This window comes from Paenibacillus alba (assembly GCF_013204855.1).
In the GTDB taxonomy this organism is placed as follows: domain Bacteria; phylum Bacillota; class Bacilli; order Paenibacillales; family NBRC-103111; genus Paenibacillus_E; species Paenibacillus_E alba.
Genome location: NZ_JABMKZ010000021.1, coordinates 16,409 through 43,289, shown reverse-complemented (window position 1 = coordinate 43,289; position 26,881 = coordinate 16,409). Strand labels below are relative to the sequence as shown.

Here is a 26,881-nt window from a genome sequence, read left to right as displayed (position 1 = left end):
AAAGGAGCTAGGGTTAATGATTTCGCCAAAACGCCAAATGCATTTGAATTTATTTCTGTTGAGCACAGGCCATCATGAAACATCATGGCGGCATCCTGCTACAACGCCGGAGTTGATTACAGATATACACTACTATACGAAGCTGGCACAAATGGCTGAGAAAGCGAAGCTGGATTCGCTGTTTCTCGCAGACGCTCTGGTGCTGACACCGGCCATTAAGTACAAAGTGAGTGCGGGGCTCGAACCTTTCACCATGCTGTCAGCTCTTGCGATGGGCACGGAACGAATCGGCTTGATCGGCACCGTATCAACGACCTACAACGAACCTTACAACGTAGCAAGAATGTTCGCCTCACTCGATCATATCAGCGGTGGACGTGCAGGCTGGAACAGCGTGACTTCAGTTGGAGATGTAACTGCTGTTAATTTTGGCATGGAGCAGCATCCCAAGCACGAGGAGCGGTATGAGCGGGCTAAGGAGTTTCTTGATGTATTAAAGCAGTTGTGGGACAGCTGGGATGATGATGCGATTATCGCTGATAAAGAGAGCGGCATTTATTGCGATTTTGATCATAAAATCCACCCGATTCACCACGAGGGCAAGCATTTTAAAGTGCGTGGTCCGCTAAATATTTGCCGTTCACCCCAAGGGTACCCCGTGCTTGTTCAGGCAGGTTCGTCTGAAGCCGGTATGAATTTGGCTGCAGAGACGGCGGAAGTTATTTTTACAGCTCAGGATACGTTGGAGCATGGCATAGCTTTTTATGCGAACGTCAAGCAAAGAATGCAAGCGTATGGCCGCTCCCGAGATGAGTTGAAAATTCTGCCAGGTTTCAGTCCAATCGTAGGCGTCACCCAAGCGGAAGCACGCGACAAACAGGAACAACTGACCCAATTGGCCTCGATTGAACTTGGCCTCGTTCGGCTGTCCAATCTGTTTGAAACCGATCTGCGTAGATTTCCGCTGGATGTCCCTCTGGATCTGGATGCACTGCCCTCGATCGATCAAGTTAAAGGGCAAAAAGCTCGTTTTCAGATGTTTTGCGAAATGGTGCATCATCATCATCTGACCCTTCGTCAGCTCATTCTGCGAACAGCCAGCGCTCGCGGTCATTACACGGTGGCTGGCACACCAGAGCATATTGCCGACGTTATGGAGGAATGGATGACCAAAGAGGCAGCCGATGGCTTTAATGTGATGCCGCCGTATTTCCCTGACGGTTTTGAAGACTTCGTCAACCTTGTTGTGCCGGAGCTGCAAAGAAGAGGCTTATTCCGAACGGAGTACACAGGGAGAACGCTTAGAGATCACTTGGGGCTGAAACGTCCTGCGGGCAAGCTTGTCCTGCCTGTGTAAGTTGATTTTAAAATTAAAGGAGGAACGATGATGTCTCTATTGCAAGCGAACTTGCCCTTAAGCACTGTGAAAAACTCAATTGCCGACTGTGTAGGCCACACGCCACTCGTCCATTTGAGCAACCTGTTTCCGCAACAACATGTACAAGTTATCGCGAAGCTGGAATATATGAATCCTGGCGGGAGTATGAAGGATCGGCCAGCCCGCTACATTATCGAGCAAGGACTGAGAGATGGCTCTATCAACACTCACACGCACTTGATTGAGAGTACCTCCGGCAATCTGGGAGTGGCTTTGGCTATGATGGGAAGGGTGTACGGACTGGACGTTACCTGTGTGGTGGACCCTAAGATAGCGCTCTCTAACTTATCGATTATGCAGCAAATGGGAGCGAATATCGTGATGGTCGAAGAGCGAGACGATCAAGGAGGTTTTCTGAAAACGAGAATTCGCAAAGTGAATGAACTGCTCCAGACGACGCCTCATGGATTCTGGGTGAATCAATACGCGAATGATAATAATTGGAAAGCTCATTATGCTGGAACCGGGACTGAAATTACAGATGCACTGGACCATGTTGATATCTTTATCGCCGGTGTCAGCACTTCCGGCAGCATCATGGGGACGAGCCGCAAAATGCGTGAAAAATATCCGAACCTGCGTGTAATCGCTGTTGATGCCGTTGGATCGATTCTTTTTGGCGGGACCCCTGGCAAACGCGAATTGCCTGGCATTGGCGCTAGTCGTGTTCCAGAAATATTGAATGCTGGCGAGATTGATACTGCTTTCCATATTACAGACAGGGAGTCTGCCCAAGGTTGCCGAGATTTGCTCAAAATGGAAGGGATCTTTGCCGGTGGATCGTCAGGTTCAATTGTTGCAGCTATACGAAAGCTGCTGCTGACACTCGATGCTGCGCCGAATAAGCCTTTGCGAATCGTTACCCTGCTGCCGGATCGCGGCGACCGCTATCTGGATCTTATTTATGACGATAAGTGGGTTGCCCAACTGCCTTAGATATGAAAATCCAATACTTGAAATGTGAAAGGTGAGATACAATGATCGATCAATCTCAATTACAACTGCAAGGTTTGAAAAGAGCAGATAGAACAGAAAAACCGGTGCCTGAATTGCTTTACTTGAATCGAGAAACCATTGCCTCGCTTGGCGGTGACTCTTCTTGGCTGTATACAGAGGCATTGGAAGAGGCTCTTTCTCTGCATGCAAGAGGCGACTATGTTCAGCCGTTGAAGCCGTATTTGCGATCAGCGGGAGAAAAGGGGCATATTGCTGACCGGATTATTGCCATGCCAGCCTCTATTGGAGGAGAATTCCCTTTATCAGGTCTGAAATGGATTGGAAGCAAGCATGATAATCCGCAGGAAAGAAGCAAAGAACGAGCAAGCGGAGTCATCATACTAAACGATGCAGCAAGCCACTTCCCGATCGCTGTGCTCGAAGCCGGGTTGATCAGCAGCATGCGTACGGCCGCCGTTACCGTTGTTGCTGCGAAGCATCTAGCGCGCGCAGGATTCAGGACGATTGCCTGTGTGGGTTGCGGATTAATTGCTCATGCACAGTTGAATTCCTTGCTGGAGCAGTTTGACCATGTGCAGGAAGTTTTTTTGTTTGACCAATCGCTGCCTGCTGCTGAGCGATTAGCGGGACAATTGCAGGCCAAGTTTCCCCATGTGACATTCTCTACGGCAGCAAGTGCCGAACTAGCGGTTCGCGAAGGCGAACTCGTAGTGACTTGTACGGTAACGGATACCCCTTACATTCCGTTTGAGTGGATTCGCAAGGGAGCCTTCATCAGCAATATTTCGATTATGGACGTCCATAAAGAAGTCTACTTGCAAGCGGATAAAGTCATTGTCGATGATTGGGATCAATCGAATCGAGAGAAGAAAGTGCTGAATCAACTGGTATTGGAAGGGAAGTTCTCCAGGGAACAGCTTTATGCGGAGTTAGGCGAGATTGTGATTGGTGCCAAACCTGGCCGCCAGAATGAGGATGAGATTATTATTCTGAATCCGATGGGCATGGCTATCGAGGATATTGCTTGCGCCCGCTTGATCTATTTGCTTGCCTGCAAAGAGGATGTAGGGCTCAAACTTCCACTCTATTAAATGAGTTATCCAGCGACTTGGTCGTGGAACACGAAGAGGAGGACATGCAGGCATGCTGTATAAATATGGAACGCGTTCCTTTCAAGATGTGATACTGGCAGAACAAGCGGCATTGCGCGGACTTCTGAACAGCTATTTACGGGAAAAGGAAATCAACGATCCCAGATGCGAGATAAGCACCCTGGAAGAAGAGGATTTTGCTAAAGAGACGATAGATTTTATGAAAAAGCCTGACGCGAAATGGTTTAAAATTGTACTGCCTTTGACCCAAACTACGATTGTTGGACTTCTCAGCTATTATTCAATAACGGGTCAACATCAGTATGGTTCCAATTTATATGTTTCAAGCAAGGGGTTACCAGCAGCTCAGAAGGCATTCATCGCTGTAAGCCCCCAGCAGATAGTTGAACTTTTACTGCTCGAGGTCAGTTACAACGTGGATGTTGCCATGAAGGAAAGTCTTCTACAGGGCATGCGGGAGCAGATTGCCAATAGCATCAGAAGAACAGCGATCTATGTGAGGCATGCACAATTAACTGCTGCGGAAGCAGGAGACCGTCCACTGAGCTATACTCGTTCAGAGCAATCGATGGTGTATGGGCATCCATTCCATCCTACGCCCAAAAGTTCTGAAGGATTCACGGATATTGATTTGAGTCAATATGCACCAGAAATGGGCGCTGTTTTTGCTTTGCATTACATGGCTGTGTCCAAAGAACTCCTGTGTGAGGAGTGGATTGGTCAGCGTCCTATGCCACCTTCAACGGTTGTTGCAGCTGCGCAGATCAAGCTTGGAAATCGCTTAGAGGCATACAGTCTGCTGCCGATGCACCCATGGCAGATGAAATATGTTTGCCAGCAGTCCCATGTTCAAGCGTTAATTCATCAGAGCAAGCTGATTGATTTGGGGCCACTTGGTTTGGAAGAAGGGCAGCAGGTCTACCCTACTTCCTCTGTACGTACAGTATGGGATCCAAAGGAGCGTTTGTTTTACAAGCTGCCCCTGCATGTGCGGATAACGAATTTCATCCGTGAAAACACCGTTGATCAGGTGCGCCGCACCATGGATGCTTCCCTCATTTTGCATGCCTTCCAATCAGGACGCAAGCCGGACATGTATCCAGGCATGGACATATTAGCTGAAACTGGCTTTCAATCCATTCATGTTCCTGATATCTCTGTGCACGAGCAGGAACAGTTATTTGCTTCCTTTGCCGTCGTGTACCGTCAAGCCAATCAGTTGACGATGGAGGAGCAGGCAGCCTGTTTCGTCGTAGCAGCTTTGCTGGAGCAGCCGCCAGACGGCAAAGAGCCATTGCTGTTTAAGGCGGTCCGACAGTCCAATCAGGGACTGCTGCCGAATTGGGAAGGATGGCTTGCTGCTTATTTGAAGTTGTCCATGCTCCCCCTTCTTCAGCTATTTGCTGAGATGGGCATTAGTTTGGAGGCGCATGTGCAAAACTCCTTGATTGTGCTTGATCAAGGTGTTCCTGTTCGCTATTACGTACGCGATTTGGAAGGAATCAGTGTGAATCGCAGCCTAGCAGAGAAACACGGCTGGACACCGCAATTGATTCCAGCGGACAGTCCGGTTCTGTATACGGAGGCAGAGGCGTGGAAAAGGCTGAAATACTACTTTTTCGTTAACCATTTGGGCGCATTCATTCATACGATTGCACGCTGCAACGAAGTGGATGAAGCTTTCTATTGGCAAATTGTTCGCCGTGTTCTCATGCACGAGTTGACTCTTACAGAGGCAAACCATCCGTCCAGAGGATATCTGCAGGATTTAGTGGACAATCCGGGTTTTCCGGCAAAGGCCAACTTTATCAGCCGATTTGAGCAGCGAAGCGAAGCACCTGATCATGTGCAAATACCAAATCCAATTTATCACAGCGGGAGGAACATATGATCGGTCAGCAAACGCAAGAAAAACCAGCAGCCTTATTAGGGGACACATGGCTAGCTTCGCTGCAATCGCTTGAATATGCCAGGGTGGAGAAACGAATATTACGGCAATTGGTGGAGTCGCTGCTGTTTGAACGAATTATCGAATTTTCTACAGTGAATGAGTCTATTTCAGCGGTTTCGCGTGAATCGTGTTTCGTTATGAAGGGGGTCTCGACGGAGGGATTACCGCTTATCTACCAAATCTGGGGCAGCCCCAAAATAAGTTTCGGCCGAATCCGCTTGAATCGCCAGAAGGGGATTGAGCGCGTAGGACCAGATGGCGCCACGTCTGAGGCGCGATTGGAACATTTCTTAGTGGAGGTGCTCGCTCCTGTTATCCCTGCCAACCAATTGCCTACGTTTATAGAAGAATTGGAACAGACGCTTATCAAAGACACGCAGGCTCAGTACGTCAATCCGAATCGTGAACTGTCTGGTCTTGAACGCGAGTACGATGCGCTGGAAGCGAATGTGATGGATGGCCATCCTTACCATCCCTGCTACAAGTCAAGGATTGGCTTCAATCTGGATGATAATTGGATGTATGGGCCTGAGTTTAAACCAATGATCAAGCCCTTATGGCTTGCCGTTGCGCTGGATGAAAGTTCGGCAGCTTATTCCTCGGCACTGCATGACGAGACATGGATATCCTCCGAGTTGGGTGAGGAAGTAGTAGCCGGCTTTAGATCCAAGCTTGCGGCCTTTGGCAAAGATCTCGAACACTATCGGCTGATTCCGGTTCACCCTTGGCAATGGAGGGAAACGGTTATCCGCGTCTTTCATCGTCAGCTAGCAGACGGGCGAATCATTCTGATTGGCGAAGGGGTGGAACCGTATGCTCCCCAACAATCGATTCGCACACTTGCCAATGTTCATTCCAAGGAAAAGCCCTATCTCAAGCTTCCGATGAGTTTGACGAATACGTCAACGAGTCGAATGCTTGCCAAGCATACGGTTCTGAATGCCCCGCTAATTTCGGATTGGCTGTATTCCCTTGTCCAGGACGATCCTGATGCCAAGCGGCTTGATTTTGTACTCTTGCGTGAAGTTGCAGGCGTGGCATACGACCATGAAACATGGCCGGAACCGATACAATCACGGGCGTATGGCGCGCTCGGCGCCATTTGGCGAGAAAGTTTGCATCCTTATTTGCGTGGCAACGAGCAGGCTGTTCCTTATAATGCGCTAACCTCCGTGGACCGCTCGAGCCGTCTGCTCATTGCTCCATGGGTGCAGGGTATGGGCGTTGAAGCTTGGACTAACCAATTGCTGCAAGTAACGATAGAGCCTTTGCTTCATTTCTTATTTGCTCACGGCGTGGCGCTGGAGACGCATGCCCAGAATATCATTTTAATTCATCGCGAAGGCGTACCGGTTCGCGTTGCTTTTAAAGATTTTCATGATGGTATCCGCTTCTCACGTGAACATTTGGCTAATCCGGCAGGCTGTCCAATGCTGCATACGCTGCCCGAACATCATGCAAGAATCAATCCGAACTCGTTCATTGAAACAAAGGACGCCTCGATTGTGCGTGATTTCGTGCATGATGCCTTCTTTTTTATCAATCTAACCGAACTTTGTTTATTTCTTGAAGAGCATTATGAGCTGTCTGAAGCCTATTTCTGGGAAGCAGCCGCTCAGATTATACATCGTTACAGGCAGGCGCATCCACAGCATGAAGTGCGTTATCAAGCGTTTGATTTATTTGCAGAAACGATCCAAGTTGAGCAGTTGACCGCACGACGACTATTCGGCGATTCCGAAGTTCGGCTCCAGGAAGTACCCAATCCACTGTATAGGTTTAGGTGAATCAGATGCTCAAAGAGAATACACTCAAGCAAAAGCTAAAGAATGGCATCCCCGTATTCGGTTTGCTGGTCTCTATTCCCTCACCGCTCGTCGTCGAAATGATCGGCTGCGCTGATTATGACTTCATTATTATCGACAATGAGCATGTACAGGTGAATCCGGAAACACTTGAGCATATGATACGAGCGGCTGAAGCCGTTGATTTGATTGCCCTTGTGCGCGTGTCTGAGCCTAATGCGAAGGAAATATTGCGAGCACTTGATGCTGGGGCGTTAGGCATCGTTGTCCCGCAAGTGGAAAGTAGAGAGCAAATGGAGCAGATCGTACGTTCCTGCAAGTATGCTCCGCTTGGAAACCGCAGTCTCAATAGCGGGCGAGCCGGCATATTCGGGAAAAATGATCTAGCCGCCTATGTCCAAAGAGCCAATGAGGAAATCATGGTCGTCCCTATGATCGAAACGAGAGCGGGCGTGGAGCAGGTCCATGACATTTTGTCCGTGCCAGGCGTTGATATGGTTTTGGAGGGGGCGGCTGATTTATCGCAGTCCTACGGCATCCCTTGGCAGACCCGTCATCCGGTTGTCAAAGAAGCGCTGCGGCAAGTATCTGCAACAGCCAAGCAATGTGACGTTCCTTACTGTGCAATCCCGCGGGCGCCGGAAGACTTCACGGAATGGACGGAGTTAGGTATTCAAGCATTTGTGCTTGGAGATGAGCGAGGGGTTGCCTTCCGGGCCTTGAAAGCGCATCTTCAAGGTTTCGTTCAAAGCTAGCAGGTTATTTCCCACGAAAGGTGTGAATAAGCGTTAATGATACAAAGTGTGTTGGATAATAAGGTATTAACAACAATTCAGCAATGGAGAGAAACGCATGCCCAGCCGATCTCTGCTTTTATTTATGATTTGCAAGGCTTGCAAGAGCACGCGAGGCGAACCGTAGGTGGGCTGCCACAAGGATGCAGCCTGTTTTATGCAATGAAAGCTAATCCTGCCAAAGAAATTTTGCAATGTTTGGAGCCAATTGTGTTCGGCTTCGAAGCGGCTTCCATTGGGGAAATTAGGAAAATACGCGAGGTGTCGGCAGATAAGCCTGTTATCTTCGGCGGACCTGGCAAGAAGGATGCTGAGATTGAAGAAGCCTTGGAACTTGGTGTTAAGCTGATTCATGCTGAAAGCACACTTGAATTAAGACGTATTTCGCTTATCGCCGCTCGTCTTGGCGTCCAAGCCTCCGTCTTGATTCGGGTAAATCTCAGAGCATCGTTCCCTGAAGCAACGCTTGTTATGGCAGGTCGGCCGACACAGTTTGGGATTGACGAGGAGCAGGTTGCTGAAGCTATTGAATTAGCTCTGTCGCTGCCTCATGTGCAGTTGGAAGGTTTCCACCTGCATTCCATTTCCAATAATCTGGATGCCAGCTTGCACGTCAGATTAATTTCCGTCTACCTTGAACGTGTTAGAGGCTGGAAGGAGCGTTTCGGACTTCAATTGTCTTATGTAAACGCTGGAGGCGGCTTTGGGATTTCTTATACTGATTTGGAACGCAAATTTGAGTGGGATACCTTTACGTCCGGGCTTCGTGCAGTTGTGCAAGAGCAGGGAATAGAGGGCGTTGAGCTGTTGTTTGAGCCAGGACGTTATTTAGCGGCAGCCTGCGGTTTCTATGCTACAGAGGTTGTTGATCTGAAATGCAACCACGATAAGCATTATGCGATTTTACGCGGGGGCTCGCATCATTTTAGATTGCCAGGCGCTTGGCAGCATAGCCATCCTTTCGAGGTTGTGCCAGTGGAGCGCTGGGATTATCCGTTTGCAAGGCCAGAAATTCAGGATAAGGAAATAACCGTAGCGGGTGAGCTGTGTACGCCGAAAGACGTGCTGGCAAGAGACATTCATGTTGCTCGTCTTCGCGTCGGGGATATTGTGCTCTTTCGTCTTGCGGGAGCATATGGCTGGACGATTTCAGCCCATGATTTCCTGAGTCATGAGCATCCTGAGCATATTTTTATTTAAGGGGGGACTTCAACATGGGACGACAAACCGTTCAAGAAGCTTCAGCTCAAGGAGCTATTGCAAGCGAATCGCAGGAGCGTATAGGCATGGATTTCATTAATGCGCTGCTGGCAGAGGGCGTACTAGAAGAGGATGACAGAGGCGAGCTGCTGGAATTGTCGGAGATGACAGAGATCTCCGATAGCTTGCGGTCATTTCTTGAGGCTCAGAAACATACCGGCCTCTATTTCCGCTGGTGGTTGAACCGCGAGACAGGCCGATTTCTGATTTTTCCTGTACGTCGAGCTGTGGTCCAAGCGTACTCTTATTGCTTTGGCGGCGGCGTATATGAAGTGAATGAAGCGAGGCCGTACAGTAAGGAAATCGCACCTGTCCGGATTGATGTCATGAAGCTGTTGGAACTGGTTGCAGAGCAGCGCTATGCGCCTCATGAGAGTGACGGAGATAACAACGGGGTAGCGCGATTAAAAGAGCTGCTGCGCCTGTCGCTAGAGCAGACAAGCTGGTCAGACGCTTACGCTGCGCCTACGCGCAATTCCTCGTATGCAGCTCACAGAAAGGAAGCTCACACAAAGGCCGATCATGCAGCTTGGCGTTTGATCTCGCTAGAGCGCCAAGCTGCCTGGCGGGATCGTCCTTTCCATCCTGTAGCCAAGGCAAAAGGGGGATGGACACAAGCCGATTATGAGGCCTTCAGCGCAGAATCTGGCCAACCGATTACGCTGGAGTGGTTGGCTGTGAGCAAGGCGTTTATATACAGAGGCAAGGCTAGTGAAGAGGGTGACTTAGCTGCGCTCACACCTGCCGATTTGCTGCTTGCACCAGATGAACGCATGACTGTTCATAAAGCGATGGAGCTGAAAGGTCTGTCGCAAGAGGTGTATATTGCGCTGCCTGTGCATCCATGGCAGCGAACGGCTATGCTGCCGCAAATGCTGCAAGAAGAATTGGCATCGGGCATTTGTATTCCCCTTGATGTGCAAACAGGCGTTTACTATGCGACTTCATCAGCGCGATCGCTGGCGCCACAGAACGGGAGCAACCGCCATCTGAAACTGCCGCTTGGCATCGTTTCACTAGGTGCCGTTCGTTATTTGCCTGCTGTGCACATGATGAACGGTGAGCGAGGTCAGCGCTTGCTGGAGCAGGCGCAAATGCACGATTCAGTGCTGAAAGATCAGCTATTCCTATGCGATGAAAAGACCTGGTGGGCTTATCTGCCTGCAAGCGGCGACTTTTTTGCTGATCCTCCCCGGCATCTTTCTGCTTTGATACGTCAATATCCAGCTTCACTCACGGAGACGGACAATATCCGCTTGTTGCCGATGTCGGCTTTGGCAGCTTACCCACGAGATGGCCAAGATACGATACTCGATATCTGGATAAGGGAGCGGAACTTGCCTCATTCGGCAGAATCTGCGGTCACCCTATTCGGCGAGGTATGCCTCAAATTCCTCACGATTTGTCTGCGTCTGTTTCAATATGGCGTGATGCCGGAAATTCACGGTCAAAACGTACTCCTAATCCTAAAAGATCAGGTGATTAGCGGCTTGCTTTTACGCGATCATGATTCCGTTCGTTTGCACATGCCTTGGATGACCAAAAATGGATTGGATGATCCGCAGTATAAGATGAAGCCAGGTTATCCCAATTCGCTGTATAACGAAACGCCGCAGAAGCTGCTGGTTTACTTGCAGACACTAGGCATTCAAGTGAACCTTTATGCCATTCTTGAGGCCATAGCTGAGCAATTTACAATGGATGAGAAGCAGCTCTGGTTCATTGTATTAGAGAGTTTGCAGCAGGCTATCGCTCTTGCTGAGCTGCCGGAAGATGTGAAAGCTGTCGTCATAACCTCTATGCTTGATCAGCCGAACTGGCCGTGGAAGAACTTGATCAAACCATTATTGGAACAGGAAGGGCCTGTTTCAGGCAGCATGCCAGCCAGTATGGGAGAAACTTTGAATCCATTCCATCGTTGTAGAGGTATATAACTTATTGAATTATAATCCTAGAGTACTAGGAAGTGAGACCGGATATAGCAAAAAGCTATTCCGGTCATTTTTTTGAAAAATAAAATCCTTGAGACCAGTATGTCCATGTTTCGCCGAATTTACGAATAGTGTTCTTTAGAGAAAATGGAGTCTGAGGAAGTAATCATTCTTTAGAATAAATTCATAATTACCCTTGCTTTTTCTGCAGATTTTTTAGTTAGAATGCAGGAAAAGAAACATTTGTCAAATCATAATGATTGGCAGAGAGGGGAATTAATGAATAAGTTAACCGATTTCTCCATGAAAAATATAACGGCAATCTTCATTATGATGCTGCTCTTAATTGCGGGAGGCAGTTATTTTTCCACAACATTGAAGGTGGAAATGATGCCCGATACTTCATCTTCTAGAATTTATATCACGGCTCAGTATACAGCTTCGCCAAAGGATATTTTGGAGCAAATCACAAAGCCAATTGAGAAAGCCGTGTCTGGTTTAGATGGATTAAAGAATCTTACATCCAGCTCGCAGGACAATTACGCGCAAATTGTTGTGGATCTCGAGCAAGGCAAGAAATTAGATGACGCCAAGAAAGATATTGAGAGCCTAGTTGCCACTGTTCGACTACCGCAAGGAGTTGAGAGGCCAAAGGTGCTTACTGCTGGTTTCGCCTCTAGTCCCGTCTATTATATGGCGGTATATGGAGGGAATGGGATGAATCAAAATGAGCTGGATAAAGTATATAAAGATACTATCCTGCCTGGTTTTGAATCGATCAAAGGTATTGATCACGTTGATTCGGTTGGTAATCAAGACGCCATGTTAACGATAAAATTGGATGCAGGAGCGATCAATAACTATGGGCTTAGTCCGATCCAGGTCTCAAACTTAATTCAAGCATCACTTGTATCCAGCCCTGCGGGCTCCGTGGAAGTTAGTGGGAATTCGCAGATGGTACGTGTTAAAGGTCAGCTCAACTCCATTTATAAGTTGGATAATCTCCCAATATCGACACCGAAAGGAGACACTCTGGTACTGAAACAAATCGCTAAAATAGAAGCAATTAGTGAGTCTTCCTTCATCGCCAGAGTGGATGGTCAGCCAGCGATAGGCGTACTTTTGTACAAAACAAAAGCGGCAAACGCCGTTGAATTCGCCAATACAGCAGATAGGATGATGACGGAGTGGGAACAGACAATACCCGGTGTAAAGTTCCATATCGTGCTTAATGAAGCTACTTCCATCAAAGAATCTATTCATGGCATGGTTCAAGAAGGCACTTTAGGTGCGATATTAGCATCACTTATGATATTGCTCTTTTTGCGAAATGTACGAATGACTTTAATCGTACTCGTCTCGATTCCGCTTTCCATACTCATTACTTTATTGTTCATGAATCCCCTAGGCATATCACTTAACATTATGACATTAGGGGGCTTAGCTATTGCGATCGGACGTGTTGTTGATGATAGTATTGTTGTTATTGAGAACATATACAGCCAATTGCAAAAAGCACATGACCGCAATGAATCCGTCATCAAATTGGCGACTAAGCAGGTTTCTTCAGCCATCACTTCCTCCACAATTACTACAGTCGGAGTTTTCGCTCCAATCGCTTTCGTTAGTGGGGAGATTGGGGAAGTATTTCGCCCTTTTGCTCTAACCTTGGCTTGTGCACTGTTATCTTCACTTGTAGTGGCATTGACAGTGATTCCTATGCTGGCAAAGCTCTTGGTCATGAAAAGCAGCAAATTCCAGCATCATAATGAAATTCAAGAAGGCTGGATGTTGAACAGATATAAGAAGGCATTGGTATGGTCGCTGCAAAATAGGATTAAGACTCTAGCCATTGCTGCGCTTGTATTCGTTCTATCCATCGTGCTGATCGTACCGCATCTCAGTATAGCTTTTATGCCATCAAGCGAGTCGGACAAACAAGTGGTTTATCTCATGCAAATGCCAAGAGAAACTTCGTTCGAGATGATGAATGCCAAATCAAAGGAAGTTGAAGCGATGCTTCGGGATGCTAAAGATGTGGAAGGCAACGCCATTTTCAACTTTAATGAAGCGCTTGTTGGGTATGATTTTAGCATGGATCGCACCGCGTATAAGACTACAATGTTTACAGAGGTTAGCCAAAAGCAAGATGCTAAGACAACAATGAAACAGTACGAAGGCGAAATCCTCAATCTGCTTCCCAAGGGTTCAACTGTGGACAGTCAGCTCATTAGCTTTGGGGATGGTGGTGGGAGCGGCCCGGACTTCTATTACTTCCTGATAGGTGACGATCAGTTATATCTAGAACAAGCAGCAAGTATGGTCAAAGAGAAAATGAAGGAGTTTCCTGAACTAACGGATAAGAAAGACAGTTTGAGCGAGTCGAAGAGCGAGATAGAAATCACGGTCGATGAGAATAAAGCCCAATTGTATGGATTTACAACCACAGAAGTGCTGGAAAATGTGCATAACTGGATTAAGGTAGAGAATCTTGGTGATTTGAAATTAGATAATATCACCTATACGACCAAAGTCATGTTGGATTCCAAGTTTAAAAATTCAGCCAATCAATTAGGTAATCTATTTATGAGTACACATACCGGGCAAAGCGTTCAATTGAAAGACATTGCGAAGGTTAAACAAATCGATGCAGCGGTTTCCATACGTCGTGAGTCTCAGAAGCAGGTAGTGTTTGTTACGGCGGTAATTGACAGTAAGGATAAAGGAGGTGTTAGTAAAAAAGTATCAGAGGAACTTGCCAAATTGGAACTGCCGTCCGGTGTTAGCCATGAGTTGAAGGGCGTATCCAAAAATATTGATAACAGTTTCATGCAAATGTACGCCGCCATGGCTGCATCGATTCTGATTGTTTATCTTGTTATGGTGCTTGCTTTTGGCAATGGCAGGGCTCCTTTCGCTATTTTATTCTCACTGCCACTCGCTGTTATCGGTGGGTTACTAGGGCTAATAGTGACCGGAGAATCGGTTAATGTAACATCTCTCATCGGGTTCTTGATGCTGATTGGCATTGTTGTTACTAACGCAATCGTATTGATTGATCGTGTTCAACAGCTTATAGAGCAGGGACACTCTGTTCACGATTCACTTGTTGAAGCAGGCTTAACGAGATTAAGACCCATTATTATGACTGCAGGAGCAACCATAATAGCCCTAATGCCGCTGGCACTTGGATTATCCAAAGGGACTATTATTTCAAAAGGCTTGGCTGTAGTGGTTATTGGCGGTCTTACGACTTCAACGCTTCTTACACTAGTCATCGTGCCAATTATCTATCAGCTTATCTACTCTTTCAAAGGTAAGTACTCCTAACGATTTCTCATAGCATCGACGTAATCCTTGGCAGCCTTTAATGAGAGGCCAGTGGTATCCCTTAATTCTTTGATGGCCTCAATCTTCTTGCCACTCATCAGCAGATGATGCAGCCGTTGCTCCAGCTCCGGGGCAAGTTCCAATGCATATTGGGGCTTCACGTAGGAAGCGGAAGCACCCGTTGCTTGCTTGGATAAAGGATAAGCTTCTGGTCGGCCTTCCAGACGTGCAATATCGTATTTCAGCTCATTCACGCGAGCTTGCAGGCTTATTAACCTCAGAATAAGAAAGACGGATATCAGTAATGAAATAATTGCCAAGATTTCTGCTCTTTCCATACAGTAACCCCCTCATTTTATTTTATATTAACCTATATTTTCCATGATTCAAAGAAAAAACAGTTAGGCTGCTGTTACGCAATTAATAATGGAGGAGCGTGCTTCGCGGCGGCTTCTCTTTTTATTTTTCAAGCAGCGGGCAGCATTGTGCAGCAATTATAACTCAGGAGAAGCAACTTTACATATTCTAGAAACGTATAATGAGTGAATTGAGAGTGGACAGAATCATTGTTTATATCTTTTTGGTTGCTTAAATTTAAGGAAAACTTAAGAATTAATTCACATAATTTATATTTTTAATTACTAAGATTAATAGCAAAGTACATTTAGGGCGAGTATGACTGACCTATTCTGTTTGTTGGGGGGCGCCAATAAGGTGAATCAATTACCTCGAATATTATTGCTTACAGCGAGTTATGGTGCAGGCCACTTACTAGCATCCTACGCAATCAAAGAGTACTGTCTTCGTTATGGACTTGCAAACGTACAAATCATTGATTTAATGAAAGAGGCGCATCCACTCTTAAACAAAATATCAACAGCCGTGTATATGGGAAGTTTCCATGCAGCAAGATTCGGGATCAACTACTATGGTTGGAGTTATTACTTAACGCAAAAACCAAATCCCTATAGTCCTGTTCTCGCGGGATTAAATCGTTTAGGGTGCAGGCAGTTAGTAAATATTATCAGAAAAGAACAACCTGACGCGATCATCAATACATTTCCATATGGTTCGGCACCTGTGGTCGGACATTCTTTAGGAATCCCGACGTTCACGATCATCACCGATTTCTTGATGCACGCAAGATGGATTCATCCAGATATCAACAAATTTTATGTAGCCACAGATGATTTAAAACAGGATATGATCAACAGCGGCATCCTCCAAGAACTGATTGAAGTGACAGGTATACCGATCCGAGAAGCTTTCGAAAGACATCGATATCCAAACGAAAACAAGCGAAAAAGAATGATCCTTATATTAGCGGGATCCCATAGTGAACATTATCTAATATCGGAAATGGTACAGAAGATTTTAGCTTTAAAAGGAAATCATATTACCATTGTATGCGGGCGGAATACTAAGCTGGAACAATTTCTGAATCATCAATTTGGCAGTGTTTCAGAAATTACAATTTTAGGATTCATCGATCAAATGAATGAATTAATGGCGTCAGCCTCATGTATTATAAGTAAAGCAGGGGGAATAACATTAGCAGAATCCCTCGCACTCAAGATTCCAGTTTTCATATTTCGGCCGTTCGCTGGACAAGAAATGGACAACGCGACTTATTTTTCAAAAAAAGGCGTTGCTTTCATTTCTTATCATATATATGAATTAGTTAATCAGATTCAAGATTATTTATCCAATGATGCATATGCCTCTCTAATAAGATCAAGAATGGAAAATTTTCATCGAGAAAGAGCGACTGAGCGTATTGTCAAAGACGTTATAGGAAATATTCTTGGATACAAGAAAAGGATTTCAGCCCCATCTTCATAATGAATCTGGATGACCATCCTCTTTGGAAAGAGTTGTGATTGGGCATGAGCAAATTGTTCTGGATCATATTTATACTATTGATGCTCTATACGATTTTACCAACTATCCTGGTTCGTCTGTTTGGATTATGGATGTTCAAAAAGAAAAAGTCTAGCAGCGGGATAGCGTTAACATTCGACGATGGTCCCGACCCCGAGTTTACGCCCATTCTACTGGATCTTCTGCAAAAGTATCAGATTAAAGCAACCTTTTTTGTGCTAGGATCCAAAGCGGAGAAATATCCTCATTTAATTCTACGGATCCATCAGGAAGGGCATTTGATTGGGATTCACAATTACGTTCATTGGGCAAATGCTTTCATGACCCCGAATAATGTCAGAAGACAATTAGACTACTCAGTGAATGTGATTGAGAATATTATTGGGATAAAGCCCATCTTTTATCGGCCACCATGGGGGATTATTAATTTATTCGACTTATTGCTGCTCAAACGATTTCGTTTGGTCTTATGGTCTATTATGGTTGGTGATTGGAGAAGTAAAGGGGGAAAGGAACGAATAGAAACCCAATTACTTGCCAAACTAAAAAACAACGACGTCATCGTGCTTCACGATAGTGGTCAAACTTTTGGAGCCGACAGAAATGCTCCGAAATATATGCTGGCAGCTTTGGACGATTTTTTGAAAATTTGCCAGCATCGCGGGTATCTTTTTTTAAGAATCGATACGTACATGCAGTTGAATCATTTAGCGAAGCAGGAGCCCACGCGGCTACTGAAAAGAGTGCTTGTTTATGTATGGCTAAAATGGGAGCATCTATTCCATAAGCTATTTAATATCCATCCCATTGATGTTAATAATCAAATTTTTTATAGCAGGGTGCGCAAATATCACGGTAAAACGATCCATTTGGCAAATGGGGAAGTGATTAGTCCAGGAGATAAGGTCGTCGAACTGCACTTCAATAATGAGAAGCTGTCTCAACTGATTGCCGAATCAAACACAATGGTTCAACTTGCGGTAAATATGATACGTGATGTGCAGCGTTTCCTTCCCCAGATGACGCAATATCTTCATCGTCACACGGAAATTAAAGGGATTTACGGAATAACAATGATTCATCGAGGCTCCAAACAATTAGGTTTTACTGTGGAGGAACTTCCAAAAGGGTTATTTAACTATTTTACACTTATTTATTTAAGAATCCTTTTATTCGTTCTTCATCCAAACGGTAGACAGAGGATTGATTTGAAGAAAGGATTGCTCTCGCCGCGCATTGTAGCTATTTCTGTACTTGAGCTGAAAAGACGATATTCGGCGGATCCAGAGCTGATAGCGATTTCAGAACCAGTGAAACAGTATCAGCCGCAAGAGGCTTAACCTGATGTATCCGTGGGTTTGTGTAATTATCACCCTATAGATAGGATGAATTACTTGAAGCGGCAGCAAAAACTAATCAGCATCATAAGTTTAGTCATCATCATTGGTGTCATTGGCTACTATCTATATCTCTTACATTCTGGAGAAGCGCAAACCTTAATAAATGAGATCCGGAATTATGGAGTTATAGGTATTCTTATTGGGATAATCGTTCAGTCGCTTGTGAATATTCTTCCAGTACCTGGCGAATTTATTTCCATTATCCTGATGGAGATATATGGTCCGATTTGGGGAGGGATCTATTCGTGGATAGGCGGTGTAGCTGGTGCGGTAGGTGCTCTATATCTGACTAGATGGGTTGCAAAGCCTTTTTTCAGTAAAATGGCTCAACCTTTTCTTCAAAAAGTCGATGAATTCATTAAGAAAGACGCGACGCTTGGATTATTGCTCATCCGCTTTGTCCCATTTCTTCCTTACCATTTTGTGAATTACGCATTGGGCTTTTTGAAAGTAAACATTTGGGGGTTTATCTGGACGACGGGTCTAGGCATTCTTCCCTTTACGATAGCCATGAGCGGTATTTATGCAGGAGTACGCAAAGGTTCACTAGTTTGGGGAGCTATTGGATTAGTCTTATTTATGCTGTTGTTGGGATTAAGCTGGCTATTGAAAAGAAGGAAAGGAATGAAGATGGAAGTTGAATAGATAAATAGGAGAAAAGCTGATTGGCATTATCTGCTGATCAGCTTTTTGTGATGCCTTTCAAGATTAACGTGCTTTTGGAAAAACGTGTTTGACCATTTCAGTAAATTCCTGAAAGAATCCACTGATTGGATGGCCTAACTTAACATCTGAGACATATCTGTTAACGCGATCAACAAACTCAGGATTGGTGGAAACATATACATTCTGAATGTTCGGATCGGCTGCCTTGACTTGCTGAGCTATTTGATGCTCCATGTCAGAACTCAGTTGACCTTGATTTGCGTTAATGACTGCAGCGACATAGGCATTTTTTCCGGTAACAAGCACATTGGCTTGTTTGACCCCGTTTAACTTAATAATCTGATCTGATGCCTGTTTGGCAATTTGAACTCGATTATCGGTATTTGCTGTTGCTAAGGGTGTGATGTGATTTTGTTGCATGTGTACGCCTTGCTGCTTGACTTCATTTTTGGCTTTATTCGTACAACCTGTCGAGACCATTGCAAGAATACCAACGGATATCGCGATTCCTGTAGTCGCTAGTTTCTTTTTCATGCTCATTAAGCGTATTGCACCTCCTAATTAAGATGCTTTTAATATGCACAATATTTAGAAATCCATGTTAAAGTAAGGAAATATAATTTTGAGATTAGAAAAATGGAGGATCAACGAAAGTGCGTGAGGATAGTTTCTTTCAAGGTGTAAAAGCCTGCATCCCAACGTTGTTGGGTTACTTAAGTATTGGATTTGCTGTTGGTGTCGTAGGAAATACATCGGGGTTAAGCATTGTTGAAATCACCCTGATGTCTGTGCTTCTATATGCCGGCTCAGCTCAATTTATCGTCGCTGGCATGATCGCGGCACAGGGCTCGGCGCCCGCTATTATTCTCACAGTTTTTATTGTGAATCTTCGCCATTTGTTGCTTAGTGCAGCCTTATCACCTTACTTTCGTCAGCTTACCCCGTTGAAAGCTGTGTTAATAGGTTCTTTACTCACAGATGAGACATTTGGCGTTGCGATTAATGAGATGGCACGGAAGAAAAATATTAGTGAAAAATGGATGCACGGTCTAAATGTAACAGCTTATCTGAATTGGATTATAGCGACTATAATTGGAGCCTTTTTCGGGCAGTGGATTACAAATCCTGCGAAGTTTGGTTTGGATTTTGCTTTACCGGCCATGTTTATTGGCCTTCTTGTTCTTCAAATGGCAAGTCGAAGGAAAGTATCCAAAGATCTAGTTGTTGCAACTAGCGCGGTCCTCATAGTGGTGGGGGCGAGTTATGTTTTATCTGGCAGTATGGCTGTTATTGTGGCTACTGTGCTTGCTGCTACGATAGGAATGTTGGTGGAAAAATGGAAGTAAGATGGTATATCGTTTGGATAATTATAGGGACTTCCATTGTGACACTCATCCCAAGAGTGATCCCGCTATTGGTGCTTAGTCGCATACAAATACCTGAGTGGGCCATGCGATGGTTAAATTATGTGCCGATTGCCGTAATGGCAGCATTGGTGGGGGAAGAGTTAATGATGCAAGATGGGAAGCTGGTCTCTTTCCATAATAACTTGGAGTTGATTGCCTCCATACCAACATTTGTGACTGCAATGCTAACGCGAAGCTTACTAGGGACCGTTGTGGTCGGAATTATCTCACTTATGCTGCTGCGTTTGTATATATAAATGAAATTCGCAATTTCTATATCTTCCCACCCGTGTGTTAAAATGAAGGGTACTTCGCCGTGGCTGCGCCAGTCGCACAGCGGGACCTATTATATCTTTTTACAAGCAGGTGCAGAGCATGAGAAAATCTTCGGAAATTCCTATACATAAGCAGATTGCCGACGTATTCGCAACGCTGGCTTTCACTTACCGGCAAGTTTTCATTTTTGAGCTGCTGTACAAGACAATTACGCTATTTATATTTATTCCGGCGATTTCTTACATCTTTCACTGGCTTCTCCGCTTAGGCGGGTTTGCCGGCGCCACGAATTACGAGCTGCTGCATTTCGTTGTCAGCAGATACGGTTTTTTAAGCATGCTGATTCTGATTCCGATCGCTACAATTCTTATCTTTTTGGAGTTTGCGGTTCTGATCATCATTGCCTACTATGGGCAAAACAAGCAGAGAATCGGGCTTCTTCCGGCTTTTCTGCAATCCCTCGCCTATCTCCCTTCGCTTTTCAAATACGGATTTGTGGGCTGGGCGCTCTACTTGCTTCTCTTTCTCCCCTTGAGTTTGAGCCTAGGTTCCTCTTTGCTGCCTTCTTTGGAAATTCCGAATTTCATCTCGGGCGAGCTGTTCAAAACGGGCAGAGGCACGCTTCTCTATATAGGCGTTCTTGCTGTCATAGCCTTCTTCAACATCCGGTGGACCTTCCTGCTGCATATGATCGTCATCGAGGGAACAGCCAGCTTCCGGCAAGCCGCCAAAAAGAGCGCTGCGATTCAGAAAAAGAGTTATATCCGAATGTCTGTGGTGACGCTGTGCGTATTTCTTTTGTTTTTGATCGTCGTGGCCTTGCTGATGGCCTTGATCTTAGGTGCTGTGATCTTCGTTTATTACAGATTGCCTCAACAGACAGGATTAGCTGAAGTCGTGCGATCTGTCGTTTCGAAGAGTGCTGTAATTTCCTTGTACCTTGCCTCATTGTTCTTAACACCGCTTTACATCACCACGCTCACCAGGATGTACACAACTAAAGCGGACCCGGGCCATGCCGTGCTGCAAATGCCTGATGGGAATGCCAAAGAAAACCGTTCTGCTCAGAGCAGCGGATTGCTGCATAAGCATAAAAGAAAGCTGATCGTGCTCGGGCTGATCACCGCCTTCGCGACAGCCCTTGTACTTGTTCCGGCTATCGGAGATGTCCAGCTTGGCGATAAGAAAGCGACGATTATGGCTCACAGGGGATATACGTCCAAAGGTCCCGAGAATACGATCGAAGCGATTCAAGGCGCCATAGCGGCCCATGCGGATTATGCGGAAATTGACATTTTGGAAACGAAAGATGGAGAACTCGCGGTCATTCACGACACCAATCTAAAAAGGCTGACAGGCCGCAATGCCGAAGTTTATGATCTGACGATGGATGAGTTAAGAAAGCTGGAAGTGAAGCAGGGGAATTTAACAGGCCGAATCAGCAGTCTTGCGGAAGTGATGAACGCGGCTAGAGGGCATATTAAGCTGAATATCGAAGTGAAAACACATGGCAAAGAACATGATTTGGTGAATACCTTCGTCCGGATCATGCGTGAAAATAATTTCCAAACCCATTGCGTCGTGCAATCTCTGGATTATGAAATCGTGCAAAAAATCAAAGCCGCGGAGCCTGAGCTTGAGGTCGGTTATATCATTTTCGCTGGCGTTCCTGATATCAAACGGATTCAAGCCGATTTTGTCGTCATGGAAGAATATATGGTCAACGAATCGGTCGTCGCTTCGGCCAATAGGCAGCACAAACCGCTTTACGTATGGACAGTGAACGAAAGTGATAGTATGGAACGCTTTTTCAGCATGGGTGTCGACGGAATCATTACGGATTATCCCGAACTTGCCATTTCCCTTGAGGAAGAACTGCGCAACGGTTTTATGGCTTCCTTCATACAGTGGCTCAACACCCTGCGGATTTAAACATGGAACGTGACTCGGTCTGCAGGTAGAATAAAAATAGGCGATTGACCGCAGTTGTGCGGCTGAAGGGAATGAAGCGCTGCGATGAACTTGAACGAGCATATTATGCTGTGGAACCATGCTTCAATTAAAATGTTGGATGTACGCTATATACTTCTGGAGCAGGGCGATACATTGCGGGAATACAATCTTCCGGCCAGCACCTTCCTGTGTGCTGTTCGCGGCCGTGCGAAGATTTGGTTGGATGAGTCCATACATAGTGTGAGCAGTGTTCAAGTCTTGCATGGTGGGAAGGGCACGCGTCTTGATATTACAGTTGAAGAGCGGTTTGAGTATTATTTGATATTATACAAAGCTGAGCTTACATTGCCTGCCTCTCAGGAATGGGAGAGGTTTATACGGTCGAACAGGCCGTTTCAGCTTCAATATGGTTTCGAACCGCTGTATCCGCTCGCCTTATTGGATAAGGCGGGACGTATGTTTGAAGCGTGGATGAAGCCTGAACCGTTGGATAAATTCCAAGCGAGAACGTTGTTTTACCAATTTGTTCACGAACTGTTATGGCAGATGCAGCGGCAAGGAATCGAGCCTACTCGCCCTGATCTGGCTGCGCAGGCGCTTCGTTTCATGAATGAACGTTATATGGAGCCCATAACACTTGAAATGATGGCGGACATGCTTGATTGCAGCACGAGGAATTTAACGAAGCTATTCAAAAGCAGAATGAAAGAAAGTCCTATTCGCCTTCTTACGCAAATCCGTATGGGCAAGGCTGCACAACTATTAACAGATACAGAGGCTACGCTGCAAGAGATTGCCCTCCAAGTGGGGTACCCCGACGCGTATACATTAAGCCGCAGCTTCAAGAGACACTATGGGTTGCCGCCTGCGCTGTTCCGATCCAAGCAACTTCGTGCAGATGCGGTTCTGAAATTGCCTCGTATTCGTTCCCGATCTGCTATTGTATCGCGCCTACCACTTCGTTATATTGATAATGGACGTGAGAATCATTATCAATTAAATGGAGAGAGGTATTTACGAATGTACAAAGAAATTAAACCAGCCTCAATGGCAGCAGTAACCTTGCTATTTTGTATTACGTTATTTCTCAGTGCTTGCTCAAGTGGTGCGAGCACGGCAAATATCGGTGCTGGGACAGAAGGGAAAGTCGTGTCGGACCAGAATTCCATGAAAACTTCTTCATCTCAGCCCTCCCCGGCTGCAACGACGAAAAACTATAAGGACAGTCAAGGTAACGTCGTCATTCCAACGAACCCCCAACGGATTGTAGATCTGACGGGCAGTTTCACTGGCAATTTATTGGCGCTTGGGGTTAAACCGGTGGGAGCTCAAATTGACGCGTTGAAGAATCCGTTCCTGAAGGGCAAGGTGGACGGAATCGAAGCAATAGGCGACTCATTCTCTCCCGAGAAAGTCTTGAGTTTACAGCCTGATCTTATTATCGTAGTTGCAGCTCCCTCGATGGAGATCACTTATAAAGAGCTAGATAAGATCGCTCCTGTCGTAAGAATAGAATATGGCCAATACTCTTACAGAGAGATGATGCTTGAATACGGCAAGCTTGCAGGGAAGGAGCAGGCTGCTGAGGATTGGTTGAAAGCGTGGGACAAGAAAATTAATGAATACAAACCGCAGATTGCCAAAGTTGTAGGCGACAAGACGGTTTCCATCCTTCAGCCATATGCCAAGGGGATCTATGCATTTGGCGATTTTTACGCCAGAGGCGGCGAAATTCTTTATAAGGAGTTTGGCTTGAAGGCACCCAAGATTATTAAGGATAACGTCATTGACAAACACGAAGGATTTGCGAATTTATCTCTGGAGCAACTGCCGGAATATGCTGGGGATTATATCTTTACGAGCAATTGGGGATGGGACAAAGGTGATCCGAAAGTTGTTTACGACAGCAATATATGGAAGGGACTCCCAGCCGTCAAAGCCAATCACGCGTTTTTTATCAATGCTGAAGGTTCATATTACAATGATGCTGTATCCCTTGAAGCCCAACTGGCGTTTATTGTCACGAGCTTCCTAGGGAAATGATGATTTTAGGTTGAGGCAGTTCGAGTAATCATGATAATGGGACGGTGCAGTGTCTATTGACTGCTCCGTCCTGTTTTGTTTAGAGTGATCGGCCGCGTTCTTGAGCAAGCCTACGACTGGGGGCGCGCAAGAGTTGAGTCTGATTGTGTGTTCTCTAGTAGAAGATTACTCTGGACGCCGAGCCTTTCTCTTTAAATGCCTGCAAATATGCATCTTTTTGCTTGCTGGAGCAGCCTTTTTCTTTAAATGCCTGCAATTGTGCATGCTTTTGAGGCTTTTTTCTAATTAAGGGAGGGAAAAGCTGAAAATACCTGCACAATTGCAGGTATTTTCACATTTCAAATGATTTGGAGTGAAAAAGCCTGCATAATCGCAGGAATTCCGATTTCTCAAGCGTTATGCGGGTGCGCCGGCAGAAGTTTTCGTTGGATTCGCGATCAGTTTACCGACGAATCGCCCCACCCATTGCGGCAGGAAGAAATTCAATACGAAGACGATGATGAAGGCAATACGCCAAGCTCCCAACCAATGGCTTGCAAATGCTGGGGCGAAGCCATGCATGGCAACAGCAGTCAGGATGAAGGACAAAATAAACGTCATGATAAGTGAAATCGTGAATGCATAGACGATCAACTGAGCCTTCTTGAATTGGTTTGCGAAGCGGCGAACTCTAACAGGAAGAAAAAAATTAAGTCCGAAAGCAATGACGAAAGCAATGCCCCAATCTCTCATCCATGCGCTCATGAAATGTGCGATAAATCCGCCCTCGAGTACATAGGTCATGATACCGGACATGATGAATGTTAACACGATCGACATCGTGGAAATGAAAGTAAGCTGACGATATTTAGCATGAATTCTCATTTTGATAAACTCCTTAGTAGTTGAATAGGTTCTGGAAACTAATATAACCTGATTCGCAACAATAATCAAGTGACATAATTACATATTTGTCATTTAAATTCGTGGATTCATTTCTCTAAAAGAGAATGGCAGGATTACACAATCATTTGGCGAATCCAAATTATGGGATGTTATAGGAAGAAATGTAACAACTGGAATAAGGAACCCAGAGGGAGGCGAAGGAATTGAATCTATACTTCCGAGATAATTTTATAAGCAGCGGTATTACGGAGATTCTGAATGAACAGGAAGAAAATGTCGGTCAGTTAGATTTAAAGAGCGCTTTTAGTTCTGCAATAGAGGTTTTTGGGCAAAATGGCCAGCTGCTGTGTAAAGGGAGTTTTCCGATTTTCTCAGGCAAATGGGAGGTTACCGGTGCTGATGGTGGACAATTAGGCATACTGAAAAGCCAATTTTCATTTCTCAATAAAAAATTCATCTACGAAACCGAAGGGCGAGGCAGCTACGAGATCTCGTCACTGGCGTTTTCTAAGGAATATGAGATATTCGACGACTCCGCCAAGCTCGTTGCCAGCTTCGAAAAAGTGAATGGCTGGTTTTCAGCAGGCGCTTTTCTTCTAAGCAATAAATCCCCATCTTTGGACTCATACGAGCTTGTGGCTGTGATTATGGGCATGCATGCGATACAAAAAAGACATAGCGCTGCGACGAATCATCCAAACATTTGAAAGATTAAAAGGAAAAATTATACTCATTTGACTTTATGGAAGAAGAGAAGAATGTCCCCAACAAGTGGCAGGAGGCGGTATTTATGAAGAACGAGATTGCTAAAAAGGTACTGACTGAATTCGAACGCTTGTCTGATGATGATAAAAATTCTCTATCTACTGCACTCGAGCATTACTACGGGAAACAAGTAAGATTCTTAATAGACGAATTGTCCAAAATGGACCAAAAGGATTTGGAAAATATTAAATCAACTATTGGTGGGATGATACTTACCAGGGAGTATGCACCAGATATTCTAAAGGCCTATGCAAGTTTAAAAGATAAAGATTTGCCTTCCAAAATATCATTTGGAAAACGTGGATACAACGATTTTTACTGAAAAAAAGCTAGAAAGAGGCCCACATATACGATATGTGGGTCTTTTATGCATGAACATTGAATAAAATTATTATTACAGGCAACAATTTCTAATAACATAGTAAAGAAGGTGGACCAGAATGAAAGATAAGAGACGAGAAGATGCTTGGATAGAGAATCATGATATAACGTTAGCCAAAACCGTTATTAGTCATATCAAAAATGGCAGTACACAGCTTGCCGCATTTGAAGAATCAGCGAGTAGAATGAATCGGACTGTGGCTGCTTGTGGGTTCCGATGGAATAAAGAATTGCGTAAACAGTACGAGGCTGAGATAACCGATGCTAAATTGTATCGGATTAAACAAAAACAGCAAAAAAGAGAAGCTCATCCTACTGTCTCAGCAGTTCGAGCACTGGATGATGAGGGTACTTCAATCAAATATGATGAAGCATTTAGACAAATCATTCAGATTGCGAAGGATCAAGCGTATAAGTTTGAACAGTTAATTCAAGAGAATTCGAAGCTCAGGATTGAAATAAATGAATTGAAAAATCAAAAGACTCATAACTTTGAGCCCATTAAATCGAACGAAGATGTTGCGGCAGAGGATCTCCAAACGTTTCTGAAAATCATGAACAGAGCAAGAAGCTTAACATCTTTAAATTTGAATGTATGAAGTTTTGGCTGGAATTCAAACGCTCGACTGCAATCACTCTTCTTTCTT

Annotated in this window: 22 protein-coding genes; 19 read left to right on the top strand and 3 right to left on the bottom strand. The window is 45.2% G+C overall.

Annotated features, from left to right (window positions below; all coding sequences use genetic code 11):
- The first annotated feature begins 16 nt into the window (after positions 1-16).
- The 9 genes from HQN90_RS23330 to HQN90_RS23290 all read left to right on the top strand — a co-directional run bounded on the left by HQN90_RS23330 (position 17) and on the right by HQN90_RS23290 (position 14,578).
- Positions 17-1,357: an LLM class flavin-dependent oxidoreductase gene (locus HQN90_RS23330; protein ID WP_173223140.1), complete on the top strand. Its 1,341-nt coding sequence runs from the start codon at positions 17-19 to the stop codon at positions 1,355-1,357.
- Between the two features lie 27 nt (positions 1,358-1,384).
- Entirely contained in the window at positions 1,385-2,374 is a 990-nt protein-coding gene (sbnA, locus tag HQN90_RS23325) for a 2,3-diaminopropionate biosynthesis protein SbnA (RefSeq protein ID WP_275942610.1), read from the top strand.
- 41 nt (positions 2,375-2,415) lie between these two features.
- Positions 2,416-3,486: a 2,3-diaminopropionate biosynthesis protein SbnB gene (sbnB, locus tag HQN90_RS23320; protein ID WP_173223138.1), complete on the top strand. Its 1,071-nt coding sequence runs from the start codon at positions 2,416-2,418 to the stop codon at positions 3,484-3,486.
- 52 nt (positions 3,487-3,538) lie between these two features.
- Positions 3,539-5,398, top strand: coding sequence for an IucA/IucC family protein (locus HQN90_RS23315; RefSeq protein WP_173223137.1), 1,860 nt, complete (start codon positions 3,539-3,541; stop codon positions 5,396-5,398).
- On the top strand, positions 5,395-7,245 hold the full coding sequence (locus tag HQN90_RS23310; RefSeq protein ID WP_173223135.1) for an IucA/IucC family protein: 1,851 nt from the start codon (positions 5,395-5,397) through the stop codon (positions 7,243-7,245). The genes HQN90_RS23315 and HQN90_RS23310 overlap by 4 nt, the downstream gene beginning before the upstream one ends.
- Positions 7,246-7,250: 5 nt before the next feature.
- Complete coding sequence (locus HQN90_RS23305) at positions 7,251-8,018, top strand: HpcH/HpaI aldolase family protein (RefSeq protein ID WP_173223133.1); 768 nt, start codon at positions 7,251-7,253, stop codon at positions 8,016-8,018.
- Positions 8,019-8,054: 36 nt separating this feature from the next.
- Positions 8,055-9,257 carry a type III PLP-dependent enzyme gene (locus HQN90_RS23300; RefSeq protein ID WP_173223131.1) on the top strand — a complete coding sequence of 401 codons (1,203 nt, stop codon included), beginning with the start codon at positions 8,055-8,057 and terminating at the stop codon, positions 9,255-9,257.
- A gap of 14 nt (positions 9,258-9,271) precedes the next feature.
- Positions 9,272-11,251, top strand: a complete 1,980-nt coding sequence (locus HQN90_RS23295; RefSeq protein ID WP_173223129.1) for an IucA/IucC family protein — start codon at positions 9,272-9,274, stop codon at positions 11,249-11,251.
- 276 nt (positions 11,252-11,527) lie between these two features.
- Complete coding sequence (locus HQN90_RS23290) at positions 11,528-14,578, top strand: efflux RND transporter permease subunit (protein ID WP_173223127.1); 3,051 nt, start codon at positions 11,528-11,530, stop codon at positions 14,576-14,578.
- On the opposite strand, the gene HQN90_RS23285 is transcribed toward HQN90_RS23290, so the two are convergent.
- Positions 14,575-14,916, bottom strand: a complete 342-nt coding sequence (locus HQN90_RS23285) for a ribosomal protein L7/L12 (RefSeq protein ID WP_173223125.1) — start codon at positions 14,914-14,916, stop codon at positions 14,575-14,577. The two genes, HQN90_RS23290 and HQN90_RS23285, sit on opposite strands and share 4 nt — an antisense overlap.
- A 376-nt stretch (positions 14,917-15,292) precedes the next feature.
- On the opposite strand from HQN90_RS23285, the gene HQN90_RS23280 reads away from it, so the two are divergent.
- From HQN90_RS23280 to HQN90_RS23270, 3 genes are read left to right on the top strand one after another with little or no spacing between them, the layout of a single operon-like run.
- Entirely contained in the window at positions 15,293-16,420 is a 1,128-nt protein-coding gene (locus HQN90_RS23280; RefSeq protein ID WP_173223123.1) for an MGDG synthase family glycosyltransferase, read from the top strand.
- 44 nt (positions 16,421-16,464) lie between these two features.
- Positions 16,465-17,799 carry a polysaccharide deacetylase family protein gene (locus HQN90_RS23275; RefSeq protein ID WP_173223121.1) on the top strand — a complete coding sequence of 445 codons (1,335 nt, stop codon included), beginning with the start codon at positions 16,465-16,467 and terminating at the stop codon, positions 17,797-17,799.
- A 54-nt stretch (positions 17,800-17,853) separates the two neighbouring features.
- On the top strand, positions 17,854-18,504 hold the full coding sequence (locus HQN90_RS23270) for a TVP38/TMEM64 family protein (RefSeq protein WP_173223119.1): 651 nt from the start codon (positions 17,854-17,856) through the stop codon (positions 18,502-18,504).
- A gap of 63 nt (positions 18,505-18,567) precedes the next feature.
- On the opposite strand, the gene HQN90_RS23265 is transcribed toward HQN90_RS23270, so the two are convergent.
- Positions 18,568-19,065, bottom strand: a complete 498-nt coding sequence (locus tag HQN90_RS23265; RefSeq protein WP_173223117.1) for a YhcN/YlaJ family sporulation lipoprotein — start codon at positions 19,063-19,065, stop codon at positions 18,568-18,570.
- Between the two features lie 113 nt (positions 19,066-19,178).
- On the opposite strand from HQN90_RS23265, the gene HQN90_RS23260 reads away from it, so the two are divergent.
- From HQN90_RS23260 to HQN90_RS23245, 4 genes are all read left to right on the top strand, one after another.
- Positions 19,179-19,871, top strand: coding sequence for an AzlC family ABC transporter permease (locus HQN90_RS23260; protein ID WP_173223115.1), 693 nt, complete (start codon positions 19,179-19,181; stop codon positions 19,869-19,871).
- Positions 19,862-20,188 carry an AzlD domain-containing protein gene (locus tag HQN90_RS23255; protein WP_173223113.1) on the top strand — a complete coding sequence of 109 codons (327 nt, stop codon included), beginning with the start codon at positions 19,862-19,864 and terminating at the stop codon, positions 20,186-20,188. Before HQN90_RS23260 ends, HQN90_RS23255 begins: the two co-directional genes overlap by 10 nt.
- Positions 20,189-20,306: 118 nt before the next feature.
- Entirely contained in the window at positions 20,307-22,139 is a 1,833-nt protein-coding gene (locus HQN90_RS23250; RefSeq protein WP_173223111.1) for a glycerophosphodiester phosphodiesterase, read from the top strand.
- 84 nt (positions 22,140-22,223) lie between these two features.
- Positions 22,224-24,203, top strand: coding sequence for an AraC family transcriptional regulator (locus HQN90_RS23245; RefSeq protein ID WP_173223110.1), 1,980 nt, complete (start codon positions 22,224-22,226; stop codon positions 24,201-24,203).
- Positions 24,204-24,599: 396 nt separating this feature from the next.
- Here the strand turns inward: HQN90_RS23245 and HQN90_RS23240 are convergent, their stop codons facing one another.
- Complete coding sequence (locus tag HQN90_RS23240; protein WP_173223108.1) at positions 24,600-25,067, bottom strand: DUF2798 domain-containing protein; 468 nt, start codon at positions 25,065-25,067, stop codon at positions 24,600-24,602.
- A 224-nt stretch (positions 25,068-25,291) separates the two neighbouring features.
- Between HQN90_RS23240 and HQN90_RS23235 the strand changes: the two genes are divergently transcribed.
- From HQN90_RS23235 to HQN90_RS39395, 3 genes are all read left to right on the top strand, one after another.
- Positions 25,292-25,795: a hypothetical protein gene (locus HQN90_RS23235; RefSeq protein ID WP_173223106.1), complete on the top strand. Its 504-nt coding sequence runs from the start codon at positions 25,292-25,294 to the stop codon at positions 25,793-25,795.
- 83 nt (positions 25,796-25,878) lie between these two features.
- Positions 25,879-26,175: a hypothetical protein gene (locus HQN90_RS23230; protein ID WP_173223104.1), complete on the top strand. Its 297-nt coding sequence runs from the start codon at positions 25,879-25,881 to the stop codon at positions 26,173-26,175.
- 118 nt (positions 26,176-26,293) lie between these two features.
- A complete protein-coding gene (locus tag HQN90_RS39395; protein ID WP_173223102.1) occupies positions 26,294-26,833 on the top strand; it encodes an RsfA family transcriptional regulator in 540 nt (179 codons plus the stop codon).
- Positions 26,834-26,881 lie beyond the last annotated feature (48 nt).

What these genes read in the sequence shown, in the direction of transcription:
- HQN90_RS23330 (WP_173223140.1), top strand. Translation starts at nt 17, where the DNA reads ATGATTTCGCCAAAACGCCAAATGCATTTGAATTTATTTCTGTTGAGC.
- sbnA (WP_275942610.1), top strand. Translation starts at nt 1,385, where the DNA reads ATGATGTCTCTATTGCAAGCGAACTTGCCCTTAAGCACTGTGAAAAAC.
- sbnB (WP_173223138.1), top strand. Translation starts at nt 2,416, where the DNA reads ATGATCGATCAATCTCAATTACAACTGCAAGGTTTGAAAAGAGCAGAT.
- HQN90_RS23315 (WP_173223137.1), top strand. Translation starts at nt 3,539, where the DNA reads ATGCTGTATAAATATGGAACGCGTTCCTTTCAAGATGTGATACTGGCA.
- HQN90_RS23310 (WP_173223135.1), top strand. Translation starts at nt 5,395, where the DNA reads ATGATCGGTCAGCAAACGCAAGAAAAACCAGCAGCCTTATTAGGGGAC.
- HQN90_RS23305 (WP_173223133.1), top strand. Translation starts at nt 7,251, where the DNA reads ATGCTCAAAGAGAATACACTCAAGCAAAAGCTAAAGAATGGCATCCCC.
- HQN90_RS23300 (WP_173223131.1), top strand. Translation starts at nt 8,055, where the DNA reads ATGATACAAAGTGTGTTGGATAATAAGGTATTAACAACAATTCAGCAA.
- HQN90_RS23295 (WP_173223129.1), top strand. Translation starts at nt 9,272, where the DNA reads ATGGGACGACAAACCGTTCAAGAAGCTTCAGCTCAAGGAGCTATTGCA.
- HQN90_RS23290 (WP_173223127.1), top strand. Translation starts at nt 11,528, where the DNA reads ATGAATAAGTTAACCGATTTCTCCATGAAAAATATAACGGCAATCTTC.
- HQN90_RS23285 (WP_173223125.1), bottom strand. Translation starts at nt 14,916, where the DNA reads ATGGAAAGAGCAGAAATCTTGGCAATTATTTCATTACTGATATCCGTC.
- HQN90_RS23275 (WP_173223121.1), top strand. Translation starts at nt 16,465, where the DNA reads ATGAGCAAATTGTTCTGGATCATATTTATACTATTGATGCTCTATACG.
- HQN90_RS23265 (WP_173223117.1), bottom strand. Translation starts at nt 19,065, where the DNA reads ATGAGCATGAAAAAGAAACTAGCGACTACAGGAATCGCGATATCCGTT.
- HQN90_RS23255 (WP_173223113.1), top strand. Translation starts at nt 19,862, where the DNA reads ATGGAAGTAAGATGGTATATCGTTTGGATAATTATAGGGACTTCCATT.
- HQN90_RS23250 (WP_173223111.1), top strand. Translation starts at nt 20,307, where the DNA reads ATGAGAAAATCTTCGGAAATTCCTATACATAAGCAGATTGCCGACGTA.
- HQN90_RS23245 (WP_173223110.1), top strand. Translation starts at nt 22,224, where the DNA reads ATGAACTTGAACGAGCATATTATGCTGTGGAACCATGCTTCAATTAAA.
- HQN90_RS23240 (WP_173223108.1), bottom strand. Translation starts at nt 25,067, where the DNA reads ATGAGAATTCATGCTAAATATCGTCAGCTTACTTTCATTTCCACGATG.
- HQN90_RS23230 (WP_173223104.1), top strand. Translation starts at nt 25,879, where the DNA reads ATGAAGAACGAGATTGCTAAAAAGGTACTGACTGAATTCGAACGCTTG.
- HQN90_RS39395 (WP_173223102.1), top strand. Translation starts at nt 26,294, where the DNA reads ATGAAAGATAAGAGACGAGAAGATGCTTGGATAGAGAATCATGATATA.